Annotated in this window: 20 protein-coding genes; 12 read left to right on the forward strand and 8 right to left on the reverse strand. The window is 71.7% G+C overall.

Annotated elements, in window-relative coordinates; all coding sequences use genetic code 11:
• Positions 1-877, reverse strand: an 877-nt coding sequence (locus VHA72_RS03400) for a cupin domain-containing protein (protein ID WP_325573036.1), incomplete at its 3' end; no start/stop codon positions are given.
• Between the two features lie 49 nt (positions 878-926).
• Here VHA72_RS03400 and VHA72_RS03405 point away from each other — a divergent pair.
• A complete protein-coding gene (locus VHA72_RS03405) occupies positions 927-1,703 on the forward strand; it encodes an IclR family transcriptional regulator (protein WP_325573037.1) in 777 nt (258 codons plus the stop codon).
• Here VHA72_RS03405 and VHA72_RS03410 read toward each other — a convergent pair.
• From VHA72_RS03410 to VHA72_RS03420, 3 genes are read right to left on the reverse strand one after another with little or no spacing between them, the layout of a single operon-like run.
• On the reverse strand, positions 1,700-2,791 hold the full coding sequence (locus VHA72_RS03410; RefSeq protein WP_325573038.1) for an enolase C-terminal domain-like protein: 1,092 nt from the start codon (positions 2,789-2,791) through the stop codon (positions 1,700-1,702). The genes VHA72_RS03405 and VHA72_RS03410 overlap by 4 nt on opposite strands.
• Positions 2,784-4,571: a thiamine pyrophosphate-requiring protein gene (locus tag VHA72_RS03415; protein ID WP_325573039.1), complete on the reverse strand. Its 1,788-nt coding sequence runs from the start codon at positions 4,569-4,571 to the stop codon at positions 2,784-2,786. Before VHA72_RS03415 ends, VHA72_RS03410 begins: the two co-directional genes overlap by 8 nt.
• On the reverse strand, positions 4,568-7,531 hold the full coding sequence (locus VHA72_RS03420) for an FAD-binding and (Fe-S)-binding domain-containing protein (RefSeq protein ID WP_325573040.1): 2,964 nt from the start codon (positions 7,529-7,531) through the stop codon (positions 4,568-4,570). The genes VHA72_RS03415 and VHA72_RS03420 overlap by 4 nt, the downstream gene beginning before the upstream one ends.
• Before the next feature lie 39 nt (positions 7,532-7,570).
• Here VHA72_RS03420 and hisC point away from each other — a divergent pair, with 39 nt between their 5' ends.
• Positions 7,571-8,644, forward strand: a complete 1,074-nt coding sequence (hisC, locus tag VHA72_RS03425) for a histidinol-phosphate transaminase (protein ID WP_325573041.1) — start codon at positions 7,571-7,573, stop codon at positions 8,642-8,644.
• Here hisC and VHA72_RS16500 read toward each other — a convergent pair.
• Both VHA72_RS16500 and VHA72_RS03430 read right to left on the reverse strand, forming a co-directional pair.
• Positions 8,634-9,179 carry an Lrp/AsnC ligand binding domain-containing protein gene (locus VHA72_RS16500; protein WP_414689750.1) on the reverse strand — a complete coding sequence of 182 codons (546 nt, stop codon included), beginning with the start codon at positions 9,177-9,179 and terminating at the stop codon, positions 8,634-8,636. The two genes, hisC and VHA72_RS16500, sit on opposite strands and share 11 nt — an antisense overlap.
• Positions 9,180-9,227: 48 nt before the next feature.
• Entirely contained in the window at positions 9,228-9,542 is a 315-nt protein-coding gene (locus VHA72_RS03430) for an EthD family reductase (protein WP_325573042.1), read from the reverse strand.
• Positions 9,543-9,558: 16 nt separating this feature from the next.
• Here VHA72_RS03430 and VHA72_RS03435 point away from each other — a divergent pair, with 16 nt between their 5' ends.
• Positions 9,559-10,512: an IS481 family transposase gene (locus tag VHA72_RS03435; protein WP_325573051.1), complete on the forward strand. Its 954-nt coding sequence runs from the start codon at positions 9,559-9,561 to the stop codon at positions 10,510-10,512.
• Positions 10,513-10,623: 111 nt separating this feature from the next.
• On the opposite strand, the gene paaZ is transcribed toward VHA72_RS03435, so the two are convergent.
• A complete protein-coding gene (paaZ, locus tag VHA72_RS03440; protein ID WP_325573043.1) occupies positions 10,624-12,666 on the reverse strand; it encodes a phenylacetic acid degradation bifunctional protein PaaZ in 2,043 nt (680 codons plus the stop codon).
• A gap of 96 nt (positions 12,667-12,762) precedes the next feature.
• On the opposite strand from paaZ, the gene paaA reads away from it, so the two are divergent.
• From paaA to paaI, 9 genes are read left to right on the forward strand one after another with little or no spacing between them, the layout of a single operon-like run.
• Positions 12,763-13,812 carry a 1,2-phenylacetyl-CoA epoxidase subunit PaaA gene (gene paaA / locus VHA72_RS03445; RefSeq protein WP_325573044.1) on the forward strand — a complete coding sequence of 350 codons (1,050 nt, stop codon included), beginning with the start codon at positions 12,763-12,765 and terminating at the stop codon, positions 13,810-13,812.
• Positions 13,809-14,114 carry a 1,2-phenylacetyl-CoA epoxidase subunit PaaB gene (gene paaB, locus VHA72_RS03450; RefSeq protein WP_349255619.1) on the forward strand — a complete coding sequence of 102 codons (306 nt, stop codon included), beginning with the start codon at positions 13,809-13,811 and terminating at the stop codon, positions 14,112-14,114. Before paaA ends, paaB begins: the two co-directional genes overlap by 4 nt.
• Before the next feature lie 31 nt (positions 14,115-14,145).
• The gene (gene paaC, locus VHA72_RS03455) at positions 14,146-15,081 is read left to right on the forward strand and encodes a 1,2-phenylacetyl-CoA epoxidase subunit PaaC (protein WP_325573045.1); all 936 of its coding nucleotides are present in this window, start codon (positions 14,146-14,148) and stop codon (positions 15,079-15,081) included.
• A 2-nt stretch (positions 15,082-15,083) separates the two neighbouring features.
• A complete protein-coding gene (gene paaD / locus VHA72_RS03460) occupies positions 15,084-15,677 on the forward strand; it encodes a 1,2-phenylacetyl-CoA epoxidase subunit PaaD (protein ID WP_325573053.1) in 594 nt (197 codons plus the stop codon).
• A complete protein-coding gene (gene paaE / locus VHA72_RS03465; RefSeq protein ID WP_325573046.1) occupies positions 15,677-16,747 on the forward strand; it encodes a 1,2-phenylacetyl-CoA epoxidase subunit PaaE in 1,071 nt (356 codons plus the stop codon). The genes paaD and paaE overlap by 1 nt, the downstream gene beginning before the upstream one ends.
• 8 nt (positions 16,748-16,755) lie before the next feature.
• The gene (locus VHA72_RS03470) at positions 16,756-17,934 is read left to right on the forward strand and encodes a thiolase family protein (RefSeq protein WP_325573047.1); all 1,179 of its coding nucleotides are present in this window, start codon (positions 16,756-16,758) and stop codon (positions 17,932-17,934) included.
• On the forward strand, positions 17,931-18,671 hold the full coding sequence (locus VHA72_RS03475; RefSeq protein ID WP_325573048.1) for an enoyl-CoA hydratase/isomerase family protein: 741 nt from the start codon (positions 17,931-17,933) through the stop codon (positions 18,669-18,671). The genes VHA72_RS03470 and VHA72_RS03475 overlap by 4 nt, the downstream gene beginning before the upstream one ends.
• Entirely contained in the window at positions 18,671-19,498 is an 828-nt protein-coding gene (locus tag VHA72_RS03480) for a 3-hydroxyacyl-CoA dehydrogenase family protein (RefSeq protein ID WP_325573049.1), read from the forward strand. The genes VHA72_RS03475 and VHA72_RS03480 overlap by 1 nt, the downstream gene beginning before the upstream one ends.
• A gap of 5 nt (positions 19,499-19,503) precedes the next feature.
• Positions 19,504-19,923, forward strand: coding sequence for a hydroxyphenylacetyl-CoA thioesterase PaaI (paaI, locus tag VHA72_RS03485; protein ID WP_325573050.1), 420 nt, complete (start codon positions 19,504-19,506; stop codon positions 19,921-19,923).
• 639 nt (positions 19,924-20,562) lie between these two features.
• Here the strand turns inward: paaI and VHA72_RS03490 are convergent.
• A partial coding sequence (locus VHA72_RS03490) for a TetR-type transcription factor C-terminal domain-containing protein (RefSeq protein ID WP_524538566.1) occupies positions 20,563-20,794 on the reverse strand: 232 nt, incomplete at its 5' end.

Below are 20,794 nucleotides of genomic sequence, written 5' to 3' on the forward strand. Positions count from 1 at the left end.
CGCGGGCGATGCGGTGGAACTCGGCCCGGATGGTGGGCAGCACGTCCGACCCGTCGTGCGGGTTGGCGAAGCGGACCGCGGCATGACCGGGCTCGACGGTGCCGGCGTACCCCTCCTTCTCCAGGGCCAGCTGGTCGGTGAGCGCGCGATCGGTGTGCTCCCACTTGTAGGCCAGCAGCGGCGATCCCGGCGTGCGGTGCCCGACACCGACGGGGCGGAGGCCGGGGTGGGCCCACAGCCTCTCGGAGCGGGACCGCTCCGGAGTGATCCGCTCGGCGGCGGTGATCTCGTCGCGGCCGAACTCGAAGAACTGCGCCTCGCTGGTGTACTGGAACGGGATGTCCAGCCCGTCCACCCACGCCATCGGCTGTGAGGTGGCGTTGTGGTGGGCATGCCAGTTCCAGCCGGCCTGCGGCAGGAAGTCACCCCGGTTCATCGGCACGGCGTCGCCGCCGACGACCGTCCACACACCCGACCCCTCGACGACGAAGCGGAAGGCGTGCTGGGTGTGCCGGTGCTCGGGCGCATCCTCCCCGGGCATCAGGTACTGGATCGCCGCCCACAGCGTGGGCGTGGCGAACGGCCGCCCACCCAGGCTCGGGTTGGCCAGCGCGATCGCGCGGCGCTCGCCGCCTCGGCCGACCGGCACCAGGTGACCGGCGCGGTCGGCGAGCCGGACCAGCTTGTCCCACTTCCACAGGTGCGGGACCGCCCGGGAACGCGGGTGGGCCGGCATCAGATCGCCGATCTCGGTCCAGAGCGGGACCAGCAGCTCCTGCTCGAAGCCGCGGTAGAGCTCTTCGAGAGCAGGCGTGACCTCGGGCTGATCCGGAGCGGCCACGGCCTGGAGCCGGACGGGGGTGTCGGTAGCGCTCATGTGCGCTAGCGTGACCCCTGACGCACCTCACAGAACATGGAATTCTGGTATGCAGAATGGTTTACCCGGCATGAAGACGCCGCCGTCGTACGCGATCGCGAGCGTCGACCATGCCCTGCGGATCGCGACGATCCTGCAGCTCGAGGGCTCGCTGACCGTGGCCGACGTCGCGGAGCGGCTCGGTGTCGCACGCTCGACGGCGCACCGGCTGCTCCAGATGCTGGTCTACCGCGACTTCGCCGTCCAGGACGAGCGCCGGACCTACCACGCCGGCCCGGTGCTGCAGCTGGCCGAGCACTCGCGGTCGCAGACCTCGCTGCTGCGGACGGTGGCGCTGCCTCATCTCCAGCGGCTCGCCGAGATCGTCGACGAGTCGGCCAACCTGACCATCCGTACCGGCGCCAACGCCCGCTTCATCGCCTCGATCGAGTCCCGGCAGGTGCTGCGGGTGGGCTCGCGCGAGGGCATGGTCTTTCCCGCCCACCGGACCACGGGCGGGCTGCTCCTGCTCGCCGAGCTCACCGCGGAGGAGCTCGCGGGGTACGTCGACGCCTATGACGAGGACCCCGGGGAGCGGCCCGATCCGGCCCGGCTCCGCGCCGAGCTCGCCCGGATCCGCAAGCAGGGCTTCGCGCTGAACCAGGGGCGGTCCGAACGCGGTGTGGTCGCGGTCGGTGTCCCGGTCCGTGACGCCGACGGGGTCGTCCTCGCCGGCCTGTCGGTATCGATGCCGTCCGTCCGCTACGACCGCGACCGACTCACGTCGCTGGTGGCCACGCTGCACAAGGCGGCCGGCGCCGTCGAAGCGGATCTCGCTCGGGTCTAGGCCACCCGGTAGCGCTCGGCCTCGGCGTGCCGCAGCGCCAGCCCGTGCCCGGGCGCGTCCAGGGGGAGGAGCGCCCCGTCGACGGGGTCGGCGAAGCCGTCGACCAGCTCGCGCGCGATCCGGACGTGGTCGTGGAACCACTCGATGTGCCGGAAGCGGGGGGTGGCGGCGGCGATCGGGGCGGAGAGGTACGGCGCGCAGTGCGCCGAGACGTCCAACCCGCGCGCGGCCGCCAACGCGGCGATCCGGAACCACTCCGTGTAGCCGCCGCAGCGGGTCACGTCGACCTGCAGGCAGTCCACCACCGGCACCAGCCGGGACGCGTCCGCGAGGGTGGCGACGTACTCGCCGGCGGCCACGTCCGCGTCGACCGCGGCCCGCACCGTCGCCAGCCCGACCGTGTCGTCGGAGCTGACCGGCTCCTCGAACCAGCTCACCCCCAGACCGTCCAGGGCCCGGCCGACGCGGCAGGCCTGCCCGACCGCATAGCCGCCGTTGGCGTCGACGTACAGCTCGGCGTCGTCGCCGACCACCCGCCGGGCGAGCGCCGTCCGGCCCAGGTCGCGCCGCTCGCGTCGCCCCCACGACTCGCCGATCTTGATCTTCACCCGGGGCAGGCCGAGCTCGATCCAGCCGGTGAGCTGCTCGGCCAGCACGTCGTCGGGGTACGTCGTGAAGCCCCCGCTGCCGTAGACCGGCACCGGCCGCGGCTCGGCGCCCCACCAGGTGGTCAGCGGGAGCCCGAGCAGCCGCGCTCCGAGGTCCCACAGCGCGATGTCGACCGCCGAGATCGCCATCCCGACCAGGCCGGGCCGGCCGGCGTTGCGCACCGCCGCCACCATCGCCGCCTGGGCGTCGCGCGGTGCCACCGCCGAGCGGCCCGTCACCACCGGCGCCAGCAGGTCGTCCACCACCGCCGCGGCCGCCGCCGGCGCCCAGGTCCATCCGGTGCCGACGGCATCGGCGGCCCGCGCCTCGACCACCACCATGGTGGTGCTGTCCCAGGTCAGCGTGCCGTCGCCCTCCGGACGATCGGTGGGCACGGTGTAGGCCCAGGCGGCGACCTCGGTGACGTGCGGGTCAGTCACGGTGCGGCAACAGCTCCTGGGCCTTGGTCTTGAGGCCCTCCTTGATCACGCCCCAGCGCGAGGTGTCGCCCTTGATCAGCGCCGCCGCCATGTTCTGCATCTGCTCCAGGTCGGCGTGCGGCGGGATCGGCGGTACGTCGGGATCGCAGTGCACGTCGAGCACGTACGGCCGGTCCGCGGAGAGCGCCTCGGCCCACGCGGCGGGGAGGTCGGCCGGATCGGTCACGGTCAGCGTGCCGAGGCCGATCGAGGAGGCGAACGCGGCGTAGGAGACCTCCGGCAGCGCCTGCGACTCCACGAAGTCCGGCGTGCCGCCCATCGCCCGCAGCTCCCAGGTGACCTGGTTGAGGTCGTTGTTGTGCAGTACGGCGACGACCAGCCGCGGGTCGGCCCAGCCCTTCCAGTAGCGCGCCACGGTGAGCAGCTCGGCCAGACCGTTCATCTGCATCGCGCCGTCGCCCTCGAACGCGATCGCCGGCCGGTCCGGGTGGGCGAACTTGGCGCCGATGACGTAGGGCACCCCGGGGCCCATGGTGGCGAGGGTGCCGGAGAGCGACCCTCGCATCCGGCCGCGCATCTTGATCTGGCGGGCGTACCAGTTCGCCGCCGAGCCGCTGTCCGCGGCGATCATCGCGTCCTCGGGCGCCACCGTGGAGAAGTCGTGGAAGAGCTTCATCGGGTTGATCGGCTTGGCCTCGACCTGCGCCTCGGACTCCATCACCTCCCACCAGCGCTTGACGTTCGCCTCGATCGTGGAGCGCCACGCGCCGTCGTCCTTGCGCTCCAGCAGTGGGATCAGCGCTTGCAGCGTGCGGGCGGCGTCGCCGACCAGGTTGAGCTCGTAGGGGTAGCGCATCCCGATCATGGCGCCGTCGATGTCGATCTGGACGGCGCGGGCCTGGCCCGGCTCGGGCAGGAACTGGCTGTAGGGGAAGTTCGAGCCGATGGTCAGCAGGGTGTCGCAGTCGCGCATCATCTCGAAACTCGGCCGGGTCCCGAGCAGCCCGATCGAGCCGGTCACGAACGGCAGCTCGTCGGAGAGCACGTCCTTGCCGAGCAGCGCCTTGGCCACACCGGCGCCGAGCAGGTCGGCTACCTGGGCCACCTCGGTGGCGGCGCCGCGGGCACCCTGGCCGATGAGGATCGCGACCTTCTCGCCGGCGTTGAGCAGGTCCGCCGCCGCCCGCACCGCGGCGTCGTCGGGGTCGACGGCTGGCCAGCTCACGCCGAGACTGGAGGGCACCATCTTGAAGTCGTGGGTGGGGGCGGCGTACTCGAGCTCCTGGACATCGTTGGGCACGATGATCGCTGTCGGCGCACGCCGGCTCACCGCGATCCGCATCGCCCGGTCGAGCACGTTCGGGAGCTGCTCGGGCACGGTGACCATCTGGACGTAGTCGCTGGCCACGTCCTTGAACAGGCTCAGCAGGTCGACCTCCTGCTGGTAGCTGCCGCCCATCGCGGTGCGGTTGGTCTGCCCGACGATCGCGACCACGGGCACGTGGTCGAGCTTGGCGTCGTACAGACCGTTGAGCAGGTGGATCGCGCCCGGACCTGACGTCGCCATGCATACGCCGACCCGGCCGCTGAACTTGGCGAAGCCGACCGCTTCGAAGGCGGCCATCTCCTCATGCCGCGCCTGGATGAAGCGCGGTTGGTCCTTGGCGCGGGAGAACGCGCCGAGGAGGCCGTTGATCCCGTCGCCCGGATAGCCGAAGACCTGCTCGACGTCCCACTCGCGCAGGCGGGCGAGCAGTTGGTCGGCGACTGTGGTGCTCATCGGGTGACTCCTTCGGTTGCGTGCTGGTTCGGGTTGTCCAGGCCGCGGGCGAGCAACTGGGCGAGGTGGACGGCGTGCCGGTCGCCGTACTCGGCGATCTGGGTGCGGCAGGAGAAGCCGTCGGCGAGCGCGACCGCCTCGGGGGCGTCGCGGAGCCGGGGCAGCAGGGTCTGCTCGGCCAGTGCGCGGCTGACCTCGCCGTGGCCGGCGGTGAAGCCGAAGTTGCCGGCCAGGCCGCAGCAGCCGGAGTCGAGATGCTCGACGTCGGCCCCGGTCCGCTCCAGCAGCTCGGCATCGGCGTCCCACTTCAGGACGGCGTGCTGGTGGCAGTGCACCTGGGCGAGCGCCCTGATCCCCTCCAGCCGCGGCGGCGTCCAGCCCGGGGTGTGGTGGGTGAGCAGCTCGGCGAGGGTGACCGTGTGGTCACGCAGCCGGTGCACGTCCTGGTCGCCGGAGAACAGCTCGGCGGCGTCGGCGCGGAACACGGTGGTGCAGCTCGGCTCGAGGCCGACCACGAGCCCACCCTGACGGACGTGCCCCGCCAGTGCGTCGACGGTGCGGTGCAGCTGCCGCTTGGCGATGTCGAGCTGGCCGGTGGAGATCCAGGTCAGACCGCAGCACAGTGGCTCCGTCGGGATCTCCACCGACCAGCCGGCGTCCTCCAGCACGGCCACCGCCGCCTTGCCGACCTCGGGATGGAACTGGTTGGTGAACGTGTCCGGCCACAGCAGCACGCGCCCGCGCGCGCCGTCGGGGTGGGGCTCGCGCGCGGCCCACCAGTCCTGCAGCGTCTGGCCCGCGAACGGCGGCACCCCCCGGTCCTCCAGCCCGGTCGCCCGGGTGGCCAGCCGGCGCAGCGGCCGGATCCGCATGGCCCGGTTGACGGTGTCGACGAGGCCGGCGCGCCTGGTCAGCCGGGCCAGTGCCGGCAGCCAGCCCATCGCGTAGTCGGCCCGCGGCCGCAGCCGGTGCCGGTAGTGATGCGCCAGGAACTCGGCCTTGTAGGTGGCCATGTCGACGTTGGCCGGGCAGTCGCTCTTGCAGCCCTTGCAGGCCAGGCACAGGTCGAGCGCGTCGCGCACCTCGGTGGAGCGCCAGCCGTCCCTGATCGGCCCGTCGCCGTGCCCGTCGAGCATCTCGAACAGCAGCCGCGCGCGACCCCGAGTGGAGTGCTCCTCCTCGCGGGTCACCTGGTAGGAGGGGCACATCACGGTGCCGCCCTCGTTCTCCAGCTTGCGGCACTTGCCGACGCCGACGCAGCGGTTGGCGGCCTCGCGGAACGACCCGCCGTCGTGCGGGTAGGTGAAGTGCAGCGGCTCGGGCTGTCGCGGCGCCCAACCCGCGCCCAACCGCAGGTGTTCGTCGAGCCGGGCCGGGTGGACGACCTTGCCGGGGTTCATCAGGTCGTCGGGGTCGAAGAGTGCCTTGACCCGCTCGAAGAGGCGCACCACCTCGGGCCCGAACATCCGTGGCAGCAACTCCCCGCGGGTCTGGCCGTCGCCGTGTTCACCGGAGAGCGAGCCGCCGTAGGCCACCACCAGGTCGGCGGCGGCCTCCAGGAAACGGCGGTACGTCGCCACGCCCTCGCTGCTGTAGAGGTCGAACGGGATCCGGGTGTGCACGCAGCCCTGGCCGAAGTGCCCGTACAGCGCCGGACCCGTCTCCTCGGCGTACCCGAACTCCTCGAACAGCCGGCGCAGGTCGCGCAGGTAGTCCCCGAGCCGCTCGACCGGCACCGCCGAGTCCTCCCAGCCCTCGAACGTGTCCCGTTTGTGCGGCACGTGCGCGGTCGCGCCGAGGCCGGCCTCGCGGACCTGCCACAGCTCGTCCTCGCGCTCGGGCTCATCGAAGAAGACCACGTCCGGGTCGTGCTCGGTCTCGCCGAGCGCGTCGAGCATCGCGTGGGCGTGCCGGTCGGCCTCCTCGCGCGTCGTGCCGCCGAACTGCACCATCAGGAAGCCGGTGCCCTCGGGCAGCTCCTCGAGCCCCTGCTTGTTCATCCCCTTGATCTGCTCGTCGCGGATCAGATAGCGGTCCACGCCCTCGAGTGCGATCGGGGCGTGCTCCACGATCGCCGGTACGGCGTCGGCCGCGCGGGCGATGTCGGGGAAGCCCAGCACCACCAGGGTGCGCTCCGCGACCCGCGGCACCAGCTTCAGCTCGGCACGCAACACCGTGACCAGGGTGGCCTCGCTGCCCACCAGCAGCCCGGCCAGGTCGAAGCCGTGCTCGGGCAGCAGCGAGTCGAGGTTGTAGCCCGAGACCCGACGCGGGATGTCCGGGTAGCGGGTGCGGATCAGCGCCAGGTGCTCCTCGCGCAGCCGGCGCAGCTCGCGGTAGAGCTCGCCGCGGCGGCCACCGGCGCGGGTGATCTCGGCGTACTCCTCGTCATCGGTCGGCCCTACGGTGAGCCGGGTGCCGTCGTGGAGGAGTACGTCGAGGCCGGCGATGTTGTCAACGACCTTGCCGGTGCGCTGTGCGGTCGCGCCGCAGGAGTTGTTGCCGATCATCCCGCCGAGCGTGCAGTTCTGGTGGGTGGCCGGCTCGGGCCCGAAGCGCAGCCCGGTCGGCTCCAGTTGGCGGTTGAGGTCGTCGAGCACGATGCCGGGCTCGACCACGCAGGTGCGGCGCTCGGCGTCGACTGAGACCAGCCGATGGCAGTGCTTGGAGAAGTCGAGGACCACCGCGGCGTTGGTGCCCTGGCCGGCCAGACTGGTGCCGCCGCCCCGCGAGACGATCGGCAGGCCCTCCTCGTGGCAGACCGCGACCGCCTCGACCGCGGCCTCCACGCTGCGCGGGACCACCACCCCGAGCGGGACCTGGCGGAAGTTGGACGCGTCGGTGGAGTACGCGGCCCGGCTGCCCGGGTCGAACCGCACCTCCCCGTCGACCCGCTCGCGCAGCCGGTCGACGACGCGGGCCATCGCTTCGGTGCTGCTGTCGGTGGTCTGGGTGCTCATCGCAGGTGAGGTACCCAGCCGATGACGTAACTTTCGGGTGTGAGCGCCCCGCAGCCGCGTCCGTCCATCACCGCCATGCCTCGCTACGTCGCCGGCCGACCGCCGGCGGCTCGGCCGGGGCTGACGACGTACAAGCTGTCGTCGAACGAGAACCCCTACCCACCGCTGCCCGGCGTGCTGGACGCGGCGGTCCGGGCCGCGAGCGCGATGAACCGCTACCCCGACATCGGCACGCACACGCTCTACGAGGCGCTCAGCGCGGCACGGGGCGTGCCCGTCGACCATCTCGCCGCGGGCACCGGCTCGACGGCGCTGCTCTACGGGCTGCTCTCGGCGTTCTGCGAGCCGGGTGACGAGGTGGTCTACCCGTGGCGCTCCTTCGAGGGCTACCCGATCGCGGTGCTGGCCGCCGGCGCGGCGTCGGTGCAGGTCTCGAACCTGGCCGACGGAAGGCACGACGTTGACGGCATCCTGGCCGCGCTCACCCCGCGTACGCGGGTGGTGATGCTCTGCTCGCCCAACAACCCGACCGGCTCGATCCTGCGCCAGGACGAGCTCGACCGGGTGCTGGCGGCGGTGCCGGGCGACGTGCTGGTCATCCTCGACGAGGCCTACGCCGAGTTCGTCCGGGAGGGCGACGCGGCCGACGGCCTGGCGACGTATCCGACGCATCCGAACCTGGTGGTGCTGCGCACCTTCTCCAAGGCTTACGGCCTGGCCGGGCTGCGGGTCGGCTATGCCGTCGCGGCGCCGGAGATCATCGACCCGCTGCGCGCGATCACGCTGCCGTTCGGGGTCAGCGCCGTCGCCGAAGCCGCCGCGGTGGCCTCGCTCGCCGTCGAGGACGAGCTCTTCGCCCGTGTGGACGCATTGGTCGCCGAGCGGGCTCGGATCCTGGACGGGCTGCATCGTCTCGGCTGGGAGGTGCCGGACGCGCACGGCAACTTCGTCTGGTTCGCGCTCTCCGGTGACGCCCTGGCCGGTTTCGTGACCGCCGCCGAGGACCTTGGCGTCGCGGTGCGCGGGCTCGGCGACGACGGCGTGCGGGTGAGCATCGGCGAGCGCGAGGCGAACGACCGCATCCTCGCGCTGGCGCAGCGCCTCATCCCCTGAGTGGCGTCGGCTCATCGACGACCAGGAGGGTGCGGGTGTTCTGGACGCCCTCCATCGCCTGGATCCGGTCCAGGATCAGGTGACGCAGGTCCTCGTTGTCGCGCGCCCGGACCAGCAGGATCGCGTCGACGGCGACCGATGGGGCTGACCGCGAGTTCAGCGAACGATTGTGCGGTCGTCCGGTGGGCCGGCGGGGGATTTGAACGGTTGTTGCGTGATCGGGTGGTCCGGTTGGTGAATTGAACGGTTGTGCGGGGATCCGGCTGCCCCGTGCGCAACTTGAACAGTTGTCCGGCGGCCGGTTCGCCCAGGCAGTGAATTGAACGGCCACCCGGCGCTGGACGACCGTTCGACTCGGATGGGCCCGAGGGCGGTGGCGAAACAAACGTTCGAGCCGGCCAGACCAGCCGCGCCAGCCCGAACAGATGTTCCGCCGGGAAGGCAGCCACGTCGCGCCGGGCCACGTCGCGCCGGAACACTCCTGCCGGAAGACTCCCGCCGGAACACCCCTGCCGGAACACCCCTGGCCGAACACGGTGCTCGGTCGGACACGTCGTCGGCGACTCCGACGACGCCCGCCCGCCTACGACTCCTCGACGTCCCCAGCAAACATCGTCATCGGCACGCCGAGCGCCTCGGCGTGGGCGCCGGTATCGGCCATCTCGGGCGACCTCAGCGCCGCCTTGAGGGCGGCGGCGTCGTCGAACCACAGCTCGGCGACGAGATAGGGCACCGGACCCGCCCCGACAGCCCCGAGCGCCCGCGGGTGCGAGAGCAGGAACCGGCGCAGCCCCGGGATGCGGCGCACTAGCTGTACTCGGCAGGGACGTTGGTGACGGTTTGGGTCTTGTGAACGAGGAGAACCTCCCGGCTTAGTGGAGATGTCTGACGTCTTCACCAACCAGGAGGTCCTCGTGGCCCACGCTAACGCTCGTCTGAACTTCCATGGCCGGCGTGTGTTGGTTGAGCGCGTGCTCGACCACGGACGACCGGTCGCCCACGTAGCGAAAGAACTCGGGATCTCGCGCCAGTGTGCCCACCGGTGGATCGCCCGCTTCCGCGCCGAGGGTGAGGCCGGCCTTTATGACCGGTCCTCGCGGCCACATCGATGCCCCCGCAGCACGCCCGCACAGGTGGAGCAGCGCGTGCTGCAGCTGCGACAGCTCGAGCGCCGTGGCCAGGACTGGCTCGGACCCGAGCTAGGAATCCCGGCGCGAACCGTTAGTGCGATCCTGCGCCGCCACCAGGTGCCGCGCCTGGCCGAGTGCGACCCGCTGACCGGTGAAGTCATCCGGGCGTCGAGGACCACCGCGGTCCGCTACGAGCGGCCCCAGCCCGGGGACCTGGTGCATGTCGATGTGAAGAAGATCGGCCGCATCCCCGACGGCGGCGGCTGGCGCGCCCACGGCCGCAGCGAGGAGGTCCGCGGGCGCGGGATCGGCTACGACTACGTCCACGCCGCCGTCGACGACCACTCCAGGTTGGCCTATGCCGAGATCCTCACCGATGAGACCGGCTCGACCTGTGCCGGGTTCCTGACCCGGGCTGCGGCATTCTTCGCCGGACACGGCATCGCGATCCGCGAGGTCATCAGCGACAACGCGCTGAACTACATCCGATCACACGACTTCGCCCAAGCGATTGCAGCGCTCGGCGCCAGGCACCTCACCATCAGGCCGCACTGTCCTTGGCAAAACGGCAAAGTTGAGAGGTTCAACCGCACCGTCCAGGTCGAGTGGGCCTACCGACAGGTCTTCACCAGCAACGCCGAGCGAGCCGACGCCCTTGAGCCATGGCTCGACTTCTACAACACTCGACGCCGCCACTCAGCCATCGGAGGACTCCCGCCGACCAGCCGACTGTCATGAACCTGTCTGCCGAGTACAACTAGCGCGACGTGCTCGTCGGCGTAGCGCTGGTCGAAGGCGGCCGGGTCGGCCGGCTCGGCGTACTGGATGGTGAGTCGATGCATCGCCCGGTCAGCCCTGCGTCTTCGCGACGAGCGTGAGCACGTCGTAGGTGGCGACCGGCTCGCCCGCCCGGTTGACCACGGTCGCGTCCCAGCGCACCTCGCCGTAGTCGGCCGAGGAGCGTGGGGTGATCTGCTTCACGGTGAGCGCGACCTTGATCGCGTCGCCCGCCTTGACCGGGGTCAGGAAGCGCAGGTTGTCGACGCCGAAGTTGGCCAGCACCGGACCCGGGTTGGGCTCGACGAACAGGCCGGCGGCCAGCGAGACGACGAGGTAGCCGTGCGCCACGATGCCGCCGAAGAGCGGGTTGGCGGCGGCCGCCTCCGGGTCGGTGTGGGCGTAGAACGTGTCGCCGGTGAACTCCGCGAAGTGCTCGATGTCGGCCAGCGTGACCTCGCGGTAGTCGCTCTCGATCGTGTCGCCGATGCGCAGCTCGGCCAGGCTCTTGCGGAACGGGTGCACGTCGCCGACCACCCGCTCCGACCCGGTGGTCCAGCGGTTGGTGATCGCGGTGAGCATGTCGGGCGAGCCCTGGAGAGCGGTGCGCTGCATGTGGTGGAGTACGCCGCGGATCCCGCCGAGCTCCTCCCCGCCGCCGGCCCGACCGGGGCCGCCGTGGACGAGCACCGGCAGCGGCGACCCGTGCCCGCCGGCTGCCGCGGCCTCGGGAGCGTCGTCTCGGTTGAGCACCAGGATCCGGCCGTGCCATGGCGCCAGCCCCAGCGTCAGCGAGCGTGCGACGTCCGGGTCGTTGGTCACCACCGAGCCGACCAGGCTGCCTCGACCCCGCGCCGCCAGCGCGATCGCCTCCTCGACCGAGTCGTAGGTGATCAGCGTGCTGACCGGCCCGAACGGCTCGACGTCGTGCACCTCCGTCGCGCCGGGACGCGCGCGCAGCAGCACCGGCGAGAGGAACGCGCCGCGTTCGGCGTCGGCGTCCACCAGCGACACGGACGAGGGGTCGCCGAAGACGATGTCGGCCGAGGAGCGCAGCGCCTCGATCGCCTTGCGAACCTCCTCGCGCTGGGCCAGCGAGGCCAGCGCGCCCATCCGCACGTCCGGGTTGGCCGGGTTGCCGACGGTGGTCTTGGCCAGCCGGGCGGTGATCGCCTCGGTGACGGCGTCGGCCATCGACGCGGGCACGATCGCGCGCCGGATCGCGGTGCACTTCTGGCCCGCCTTGACGGTCATCTCGGTGACGACGCCCTTGACGAACAGGTCGAACTCCGGGTCATCGACCGCCACGTCTGGGCCGAGCACCGAGCAGTTGAGCGAGTCCGCCTCGACGCCGAGGGAGAGGCCGCCGTGCAGCACCGACGGGTGCTGGCGGAGTACGCCGGCGGTGTGCGCCGACCCGGTGAACGCCACGGAGTCGTGCACCCCCAGGTGGTCGAGCAGGTCACCGGCGCTGCCCGCCAGCAGCTGCAGCGACCCTTCGGGGAGGATGCCGGAGTCGATGATGCGGCGTACCACCGCCTCGGTCAGGTAGGCGGTCTGACTGGCCGGCTTGACGATCGAGGGCAGCCCGGCGAGGAACGCCGGTGCCAACTTCTCGAGCATGCCCCAGACCGGGAAGTTGAACGCGTTGATCTGCACCGCGACGCCCGGCCGCGAGGTGAAGACGTGCTGGCCCAGGAAGCGACCGCCGCGACCCAGCCGCTCGGTGTCGCCGTCGATGTAGACGGTGTCGTTGGGCAGCTCGCGCCGGCCCTTGGAGGCGTAGCTGAACACGGTGCCGAAGCCGCCGTCGATGTCGACCTGCGAGTCACGCAGCGTCGCGCCGGTGCGGTAGGAGAGCGCGTAGAGCGGGTCCTTGTCCGCCGACAGGTGGGCGGCGAGCTGCTTGAGCAGTGCGGCCCGTTCGTGGAAGGTGAGCGCGCGGATCGCCGGGCCCCCCACCTCGCGGGCGTAGCTCACCATCGCGCCGAGGTCGAGACCGCGACCGGAGATCCGGGCCACCTCCTCGCCGGTGGCGGCGTCGAGCAGAGGCTGGCCCTCGTCGGCGGCGCGGAACCAGCGCCCTCCTGCGTAGCTCTCGAGCAGTGCGCTCACGTTCTCGGATCCCTTCGTTGCGTAACGGCCTGAGGCTGTGTCAATCTATTACAGACCTATCGGTCAGTAAATACCCCCAGGAGGCGGGAGACACCGATGACAGCCGTCGTGGACGAGGCCGAGCTGCAGGCGCTCTTCGAGAGCACGATCGCGCACAACGACCGCATCGAGCCGCGGGACTGGATGCCCGAGGCCTACCGCAACACGCTGATCCGGCAGATCGCCCAGCACGCGCACTCCGAGATCATCGGGATGCAGCCCGAGGGCAACTGGATCAACCGCGCGCCGAGCCTGCGCCGCAAGGCGATCCTGCTGGCCAAGGTGCAGGACGAGGCCGGACACGGGCTCTACCTCTACTCCGCGTGCGAGACCCTCGGCGTCTCCCGCGACGAGCTCACCCGCCGCCTGATCGAGGGCCGGCAGAAGTACTCCTCGATCTTCAACTACCCCACGCTCTCCTACGCCGACGTCGGCACCATCGGCTGGCTCGTCGACGGTGCGGCGATCTGCAACCAGGTGCCGCTGTGCCGCACGTCGTACGGGCCCTACGGGCGGGCGATGATCCGGATCTGCAAGGAGGAGTCGTTCCACCAGCGGCAGGGCTACGAGCTGCTCACCACGATGATGCGCGGCACCGACGAGCAGCGCGCCATGGTGCAGGAGTCGGTGAACCGGTTCTGGTGGCCGGCGCTGATGATGTTCGGCCCCTCCGACGAGCAGTCGTCGAACTCCGAGCAGTCCATGGCGTGGGGCATCAAGCGGCACAGCAACGACGAGCTGCGGCAGCGGTTCGTGGACATGAGCGTCCCGCAGGCCGAGGCGCTCGGTGTGACGCTGCCCGACCCCGAGCTGCGGTGGAATGAGGAGCGTGGCTCCTACGACTTCGGCCAGCCTGACTGGGACGAGTTCTGGGCCGTCGTGAAGGGCGACGGACCCTGCAACGCGCAGCGGATCGCGCACCGCCGCCGCGCCTACGAGGACGGTGCGTGGGTCCGCGAGGCCGCGACCGCGTTCGCCGCCGGAGCGCGAGGTGGTCTCGATGCGCCCTCGCCTGGCGGCGCGGGCTACTTGACCACCGAGGGGGTCGCTGGTCGAGCCGCGAGCGCCAGCGAGCGTGTCGAGACCAAGAGCGAGGAGAACCGATGAGTGACATCAAGGCCGGCCCCATGTCGGAGTGGCCGCTCTACGAGGTGTTCGTGCGCAGCAAGCGCGGCCTCAACCACGTGCACGTCGGCTCGCTGCACGCCGCCGACGACCGGATGGCGTTGCTGCACGCCCGCGACGTCTACACCCGGCGCAACGAGGGCGTGAGCATCTGGGTAGTGCGCTCCAGCGCGATCGTCGCCAGCAGCCCGTCGGAGAAGGACCCGCTGTTCGCCCCGAGCGGTGACAAGGTCTACCGGCACCCGACGTTCTACGAGATCGCCGACAACGTCCCGCACATGTGAGTCTCGACAGGCTCGACCACCGGAGAAATGAATGGCTGAGATCCACACCCACCAGCAGGGCGAGCACGACAGCGCGTACGACGGCCTGCTCGGCAACGACTCCCATTGGGCCTTCGGGACCGACTTCGAGGACCCGCTGGCCGGGGTCGACACCACCGTGCCCGAGGGCGTCGACCCTGCCGACCTGGCGACGTACTGCGTGATGCTGGCCGACGACGCCCTGATCTACTCCCACCGGCTCGCCGAGTGGTGCAGCAACGCGCCCGACATCGAGGAGGATCTGGCGATCGCCAACGTCGCCCTGGACCTGCTCGGCCAGGCCCGGCTGCTGTTGGCCCGGGCCGCGGCAGCCGATCCCGCGATCGTGCCGGCGCTGCCCGAGGGCTCGCCGGTCCCCGCCGAGGACGCGTTGGCGTTCTTCCGCGGCGATCGCGAGTTCCGCAACGTGCGGCTGGCCGAGGTGCCCAACGGCGACTTCGCCGAGTTGGTCGCTCGGCTGCTGGTACTCGCCACCGCCCGGCTCGCGATCTTCGAGCGGCTCAGCGGCAGCCGCGACGCGGTGCTGGCGGCCGTCGCGGCCAAGGGCGTCAAGGAGCTGACCTACCACCGCGACTTCGCCGGACGCTGGTTCCTGACCCTCGCCCGCGGCACCCAGGAGTCCCGGGCGCGGCTCGACCGCGGGCTGGACGGCGTACTCCGCCTCCAGTCCGAGCTCTTCGAGACCCACCCGGTCGAGGCGCGGGTCGCCGCGGCCGGCGTCGGGGTCGACCCGGCGACCACGGCCGACGAGGTGGGCGTGGTGCTCTCCCAGGTGTACGCCGTCAGCGGTGTCGAGCCGCCGCAGGTCAACCCGCTGGCCGGGCTGTCGGGCCGCAAGGGCCGCGACGGCGCGCACACCGAGGCGCTGAGCCGGCTGCTGGCCGAGATGCAGGTGGTCGCCCGTGAGCACCCGATGGGGCGGTGGTGAGCATGTTCATCGAGGTATGCCGGTCAACCGACGCTTCCCGCGCGGAACTCCGCGAGGGAAGCGCTGGTTCGGCTGCCTACCTCGATGAACGGACAGCCCGCGATGAACGGACAGCCTGGCGCGTCGCGGCCGAGGTCACCGACCCCGAGCTGCCGATGCTGACGCTGGCCGACCTCGGCGTCCTGCGCAGCGTCGAGGTCGACGAGGCAGGGCGCGTCGAGGTGGCGATCACGCCCACCTACTCCGGCTGCCCGGCGATGGCGACCATGCGCGACGACCTGGTTCACCGGCTCACCGAGGAGGGGTACGCCGAGGTCGACGTGCGGGTGCAGCTCGAGCCTGCCTGGACCACCGACTGGATCAGCGAGCACGGCCGCGCCGCGCTGCGGGAGGCCGGCATCTCCGCCCCCGGGCCGGCCCCGCGCCGGGAGGGTCCGGTGCCGCTGACCCTCGGCCCGGTCCGCCGCGCGGTCACCTGCCCGCAGTGCGGTTCGGCCGACGTCGAGGTCACCTCGGAGTTCGGCTCCACCGCCTGCAAGGCGCTCTACCGCTGCCGGGCCTGCCTCGAGCCCTTCGACCACCTGAAGGAGATCTGATGACTCGCACCCGGACTCGCTCGGAGTTCCACCCGCTCACCGTCGCGACCGTCGACCGACTCACCGACGACGCGGTCGCGGTGACGTTCGACGTACCCGACGAGCTGCGCGAGGACTACGACTTCGCCGCCGGCCAGTCGCTCACTCTGCGCCGGATCGTGGACGGCAGCGAGCACCGCCGTACCTACTCGATCTGCTCGGCCGCCGGCACTCGGCCGCGGATCGGCGTGCGCGAGATCCCCTCGGGGCTGTTCTCGTCCTGGCTGGTCAACGAGGTGCGGCGCGGCGACGTCGTCGAGGTCCAGCGGCCGGCCGGCAATCTGCGCGCCGATGCCACCGAGGCCGGCCGGCACCTGTGCATCGCCGCCGGCTCGGGCATCACCCCGATGCTCTCCATCGCGGCGACGGTGCTGACCAACCCGGACAGCGAGGTGACGCTGCTCTACGGCAACCGCACCACCACCACGGTGATGTTCGCCGAGGAGCTCGCCGACCTGAAGGACCAGTACGGCGCCCGGTTCGACCTGATCCACGTGCTCTCGCGCGAGCCCCGCGACGTGGAGCTGTTCTCCGGCCGCCTCGACGCGGACCGGCTGCGCACCATCCTCACCGAGCTGGTCCCGGTCGACGGCATCGATCACGTGTGGCTGTGCGGTCCGCTCCAGATGATCGAGGACGCCCGCAAGGTGCTGGCCGAGCTCGGCGTACCCGCCGAGCGCGTCCACTTCGAGCTCTTCTTCGTCGACGAGCCGCCGCCGCAGCTGCGCCACGAGGATCCCGCGCTCGCGGGGGTGACCAGCGACGTGACGGTCGTGCTCGACGGCCGCAGCAGCACCGCCCCGATGCTGCGCAGCCGGACCATCCTCGACTCCGCCCAGGAGCGGCGCAGTGACCTGCCGTTCGCCTGCAAGGGCGGCGTCTGCGGCACCTGTCGTGCCAAGGTGTGCAGCGGTGAGGTCGACATGGTGCGCAACTACGCGCTGGAACCCGCCGAGGTCGACGCCGGCTTCGTGCTCACCTGCCAGACCTTCCCGGTCAGCGAGTCCGTGACCGTCGACTTCGACGCCTGAGGAGAGACGTGACCCACAGTTACATCATCAGCGGTGCCCGCACCCCCATCGGACGGTACGGCGGAGCCCTCGCCGGGGTCCGCCCCGACGACCTGGCCGCGCTCGTGGTCGGCGAGGCCGTCCGGCGCGCCGGCGTCGACCCGGAGCTGGTCGACGAGGTCGTGCTCGGTGCCGCCAACCAGGCCGGCGAGGACAACCGCAACGTGGCCCGGCTGGCGGCGCTGCTGGCCGGCCTGCCCGAGACCGTGCCGGGCTTCACCGTCAACCGGCTGTGCGCGTCGGGGCTGACCGCGATCGCCACCGCGCGCCAGATGATCGCTGCCGGTGACGCCGACCTGGTCGTGGCCGGCGGCGTCGAGTCGATGACGCGAGCGCCGTGGGTCCAGGCCAAGCCGGAGCGGGCGTGGGCCAAGCCCGGGGCCGCCTTCGACACCTCGATCGGCTGGCGGTTCACCAACCCACGCTTCGACGCCGACACCACGCTGTCGATGCCGCAGACCGCGGAGCGGGTCGCCGAGCAGTGGTCGCTGACCCGCGAGGAGCTCGACGAGTTCGCGCTGCGCTCTCATCAGCGGGCGGTCGCCGCCATCGAGGCCGGGCGCTTCGCCGACGAGATCGTCGCGGTGCCCACCGCCAGGGGCGAGGTCACCGTGGACGAGGGGCCGCGCGCCGACACCAGCCTGGAGGTACTCGCCCGGCTGCGGCCGGTCAACGGCCCCACCGGCGTGGTCACCGCCGGCAACTCCAGCTCGCTCAACGACGGCGCCGCCGCCGTCGTGGTCGCCAGCGAGCGCTTCGTCGAGAGGCACGGGCTGCAGCCACGGGCCCGGTTGGTCGCGGCGGCGTCGGCCGGCGTACCCCCGGCGATCATGGGCATCGGTCCGGTCCCGGCCACCCGCAAGGCGCTGGAGCGGGCCGGCTGGAAGGTGGACGACCTGGACGCGGTCGAGCTCAACGAGGCGTTCGCGTCGCAATCACTGGCCTGCATGCGTGACCTGGGCCTCGACCCGGCGAACGTCAACACCGACGGCGGCGCGATCGCGCTCGGTCACCCCCTGGGCGCCTCCGGCACCCGGATCGCGATCACGCTGCTCGGCCGGCTGGAGCGCGACGGCGCCAGCCGCGGCCTGGCCACCATGTGCGTCGGGGTCGGCCAGGGCGCGGCGCTGCTGATCGAGCGCCCATGAGTGGACCGGTGCTCGTCGAGGATCACGACGACCACGTCGTGCTCCGGCTGAACCGGCCCGAGGTTCGCAACGCCATCGACCAGGCGACAGTGGATGCGTTGCACGCCGCCTGTGCCGACCTGGAGCGTTCGCCGCGGGTCGCCGTCATCACCGGCGCCGACGGCGTCTTCGCGGCCGGCGCCGACATCGCCCAGCTGCGCGAACGCCGCCGCGCGGATGCCCTGGCCGGGATCAACTCCGGCATCTTCGACCGGATCCGGCGGCTGCCGATGCCGACGATCGCGCTGGTCGACGGCTACGCGCTGGGTGGAGGCGCCGAGCTGGCCTATGCCTGTGACTTCCGGATCGGCACGCCGCGGGTCAGGATCGGCAACCCGGAGGCCGGGCTCGGCATCCTGGCCGCGGCCGGTGCCACCTGGCGGCTGCGCGAGCTGGTCGGCGAGCCGTTGGCCAAGGAGATCCTGCTGACCGGCCGGGTCCTCGACGCCGAGGAGGCGCACCGGGTCGGGCTGCTCAACGAGGTCGTCGAGCCCCGTGACCTGGAGGCGGCCGGGCAGCGCTGGGCCGAGCGGATCACCACGCAGGCGCCCCTCGCCGTACGGCTGGCGAAGTCGGTCTTCCACGCCCCGCGCGAGGCACATCCGTTCGTGGACGACCTCGCCCAGGCGGTGCTCTTCGAGACCCAGGACAAGCACGACCGGATGACGGCGTTCCTCGAGCGCAAGAAGGACAAGTGATGACTCTCCCCTCTCACGTGGGCGTCTACGGCGGCGGTCGGATGGGCGCCGGCATCGCGCACGCATTCCTGGTGACAGGTGTCGACGTGACCGTCGTCGAGTCGACCGAGGAGGCCGCGAGGGCGGCGCGCGGGCGAGTCGAGGCGAGCCTGGCCAAGGCCGTCGAGCGCGGGTACGACGGCAGCCCCGGCACGCTCGTCGTCACCACCGGGCCCGAGGAGCTGGCCGGTGCCGGCCTGGTCATCGAGGCGGTGCCGGAGATCGTCGAGCTGAAGTCGCAGGTCCTGGCCACGGTGGAGCGGGTCGCGCGCGAGGCGGCGATCGGCACCAACACCAGCTCGCTGCCGATCGACCGGCTCGCCGAGGCGCTGGCCGACCCGAGCCGGCTGGTCGGTCTGCATTTCTTCAACCCGGTCCCGGCCAGCGATCTGGTCGAGATCGTGGTCGGCGCGCGCACCGCGCCCGACCTGGTGGAGCGGGCGCAGGGCTGGGTGGGCGACCTCGGCAAGACCGGCATCACCGTCACCGACTCGCCCGGGTTCGCCTCCAGCCGCCTGGGCGTCATGCTCGCCCTGGAGGCGATGCGGATGCTGGAGGAGGGCGTGGCGAGCCCCGCGGACATCGACACCGCGATGACGCTCGGCTACCGCCACCCGGTCGGGCCGCTGAGAACCACCGACATCGTCGGCCTCGACGTACGGCTCAACATCGCCGAGCACCTCGCCCGCGAGCTCGGCCCGCGCTTCGAGCCGCCGGCGATCCTGCGCGAGAAGGTCGAGCGGGGCGAACTTGGCCGCAAGAGCGGGCAGGGGTTCTACGCGTGGTGACGCCGGTGACGCCAGTGACGCCGGAGCGGGCCGCCGAGCTGTTGCTGCGCGACGACGCCGCCACCAAGCGGCTCGGCATCACCCTGTTGGACGTCGGGCCCGGCCGCGCCCGGATGTCGATGCTGGTGGGGGAGGACATGGCCAACGGCCACCGCACCGCCCACGGCGGCTTGCTGGCGGCATTCGCCGACAGCGCGTTCGCGGTGGCCTGCAACTCACACGGCGAGGTGACGGTCGCGGCCGGCTTCTCGATCGAGTTCGTGGAGCCGGCGCACGCCGGCGACGAGCTGGTCGCCGAGGCGGTCGAGGTGGTCCGGCGCGGTCGCAGTGGCGTGTACGACGTGACCATCCGGCGGGGCGAGACAGTCGTCGCGACCTTCCGGGGCCGCAGCCGCTCGCTGGGTCGCCCGATCAGCGCGGAGTAGGACGCGGAGGAGGACGCGGAGTAGGCGGGCGTCCGGAGCGGATGCCCCGCTGCGGGCTGGCCTGGGTGGAACGGTTGTTCGGGGCTGGGCCGGGCTGGGCTGGGCTGATGGCCTGGTGGAACGCTTGTTCGGGGTTGCGGCGGGGTTGTGGTGGTGCGGAACGGTTGTTCGGTGCCGGCGGTCTGCCGACTGGTGCTGGGCGGGTGTGTTGTGGGCGGGGTGCGTGGTGCGGGGTGGCGTGGTGCGGGGTGGCGTGGTGGGACAAGTGTTTGGGCTCGGGCTGGTGTGGGGAGCGGTGGAACGTTTGTTCGGGCCGGGCCCGCCGGCGTGGTGGAACGTTTGTTCGGGCCGGGCCGGGGCTGCCGGCGGTCTGGTGGAACGCTTGTTCGGGGTTGCGGCGGGGCTGTGGTGGTGCGGAACGGTTGTCCAGTGCCGACGGCCCGCTGACCGATGCTGGACAGACGTTTTGTGGGGGGTCGGGTGGCTGGACAGCCGAACAAGCGTTCCGTGGCCGGTGCCTGGGGTGGCGTAGCCGAACAAGCGTTCCGAGCCCGGGAGAACAAGCGTTCCGAGCCCGGAAGGGCAACCGGAAGGGCAGGACGTGCGGCTGAGCGGATGCTTCGCTGGGACGCCCGGCGCTCAGCCCCGGCGCAGCCCGTCGAAGGCCATCGTGGTCAGCGCGGCGGCGATGGTCGCGGCGTCGTACCGCCCCTCTGGCCGCACCCACTCCACCAGCGAGTTGACCATGCCGAACAGCAGCCGGCTGATCAGATCCGGCGGCAGGTCGGTGCGCAGTGCGCCCTCGTCGACGGCCGCGACCACCATCGCGGCCAGGTCGTCGTCGATCCGGCGCCGGCGTTCCAGCGCGGCC

Source organism: Nocardioides sp. (assembly GCF_035547795.1).
In the GTDB taxonomy this organism is placed as follows: Bacteria; Actinomycetota; Actinomycetes; order Propionibacteriales; family Nocardioidaceae; genus Nocardioides.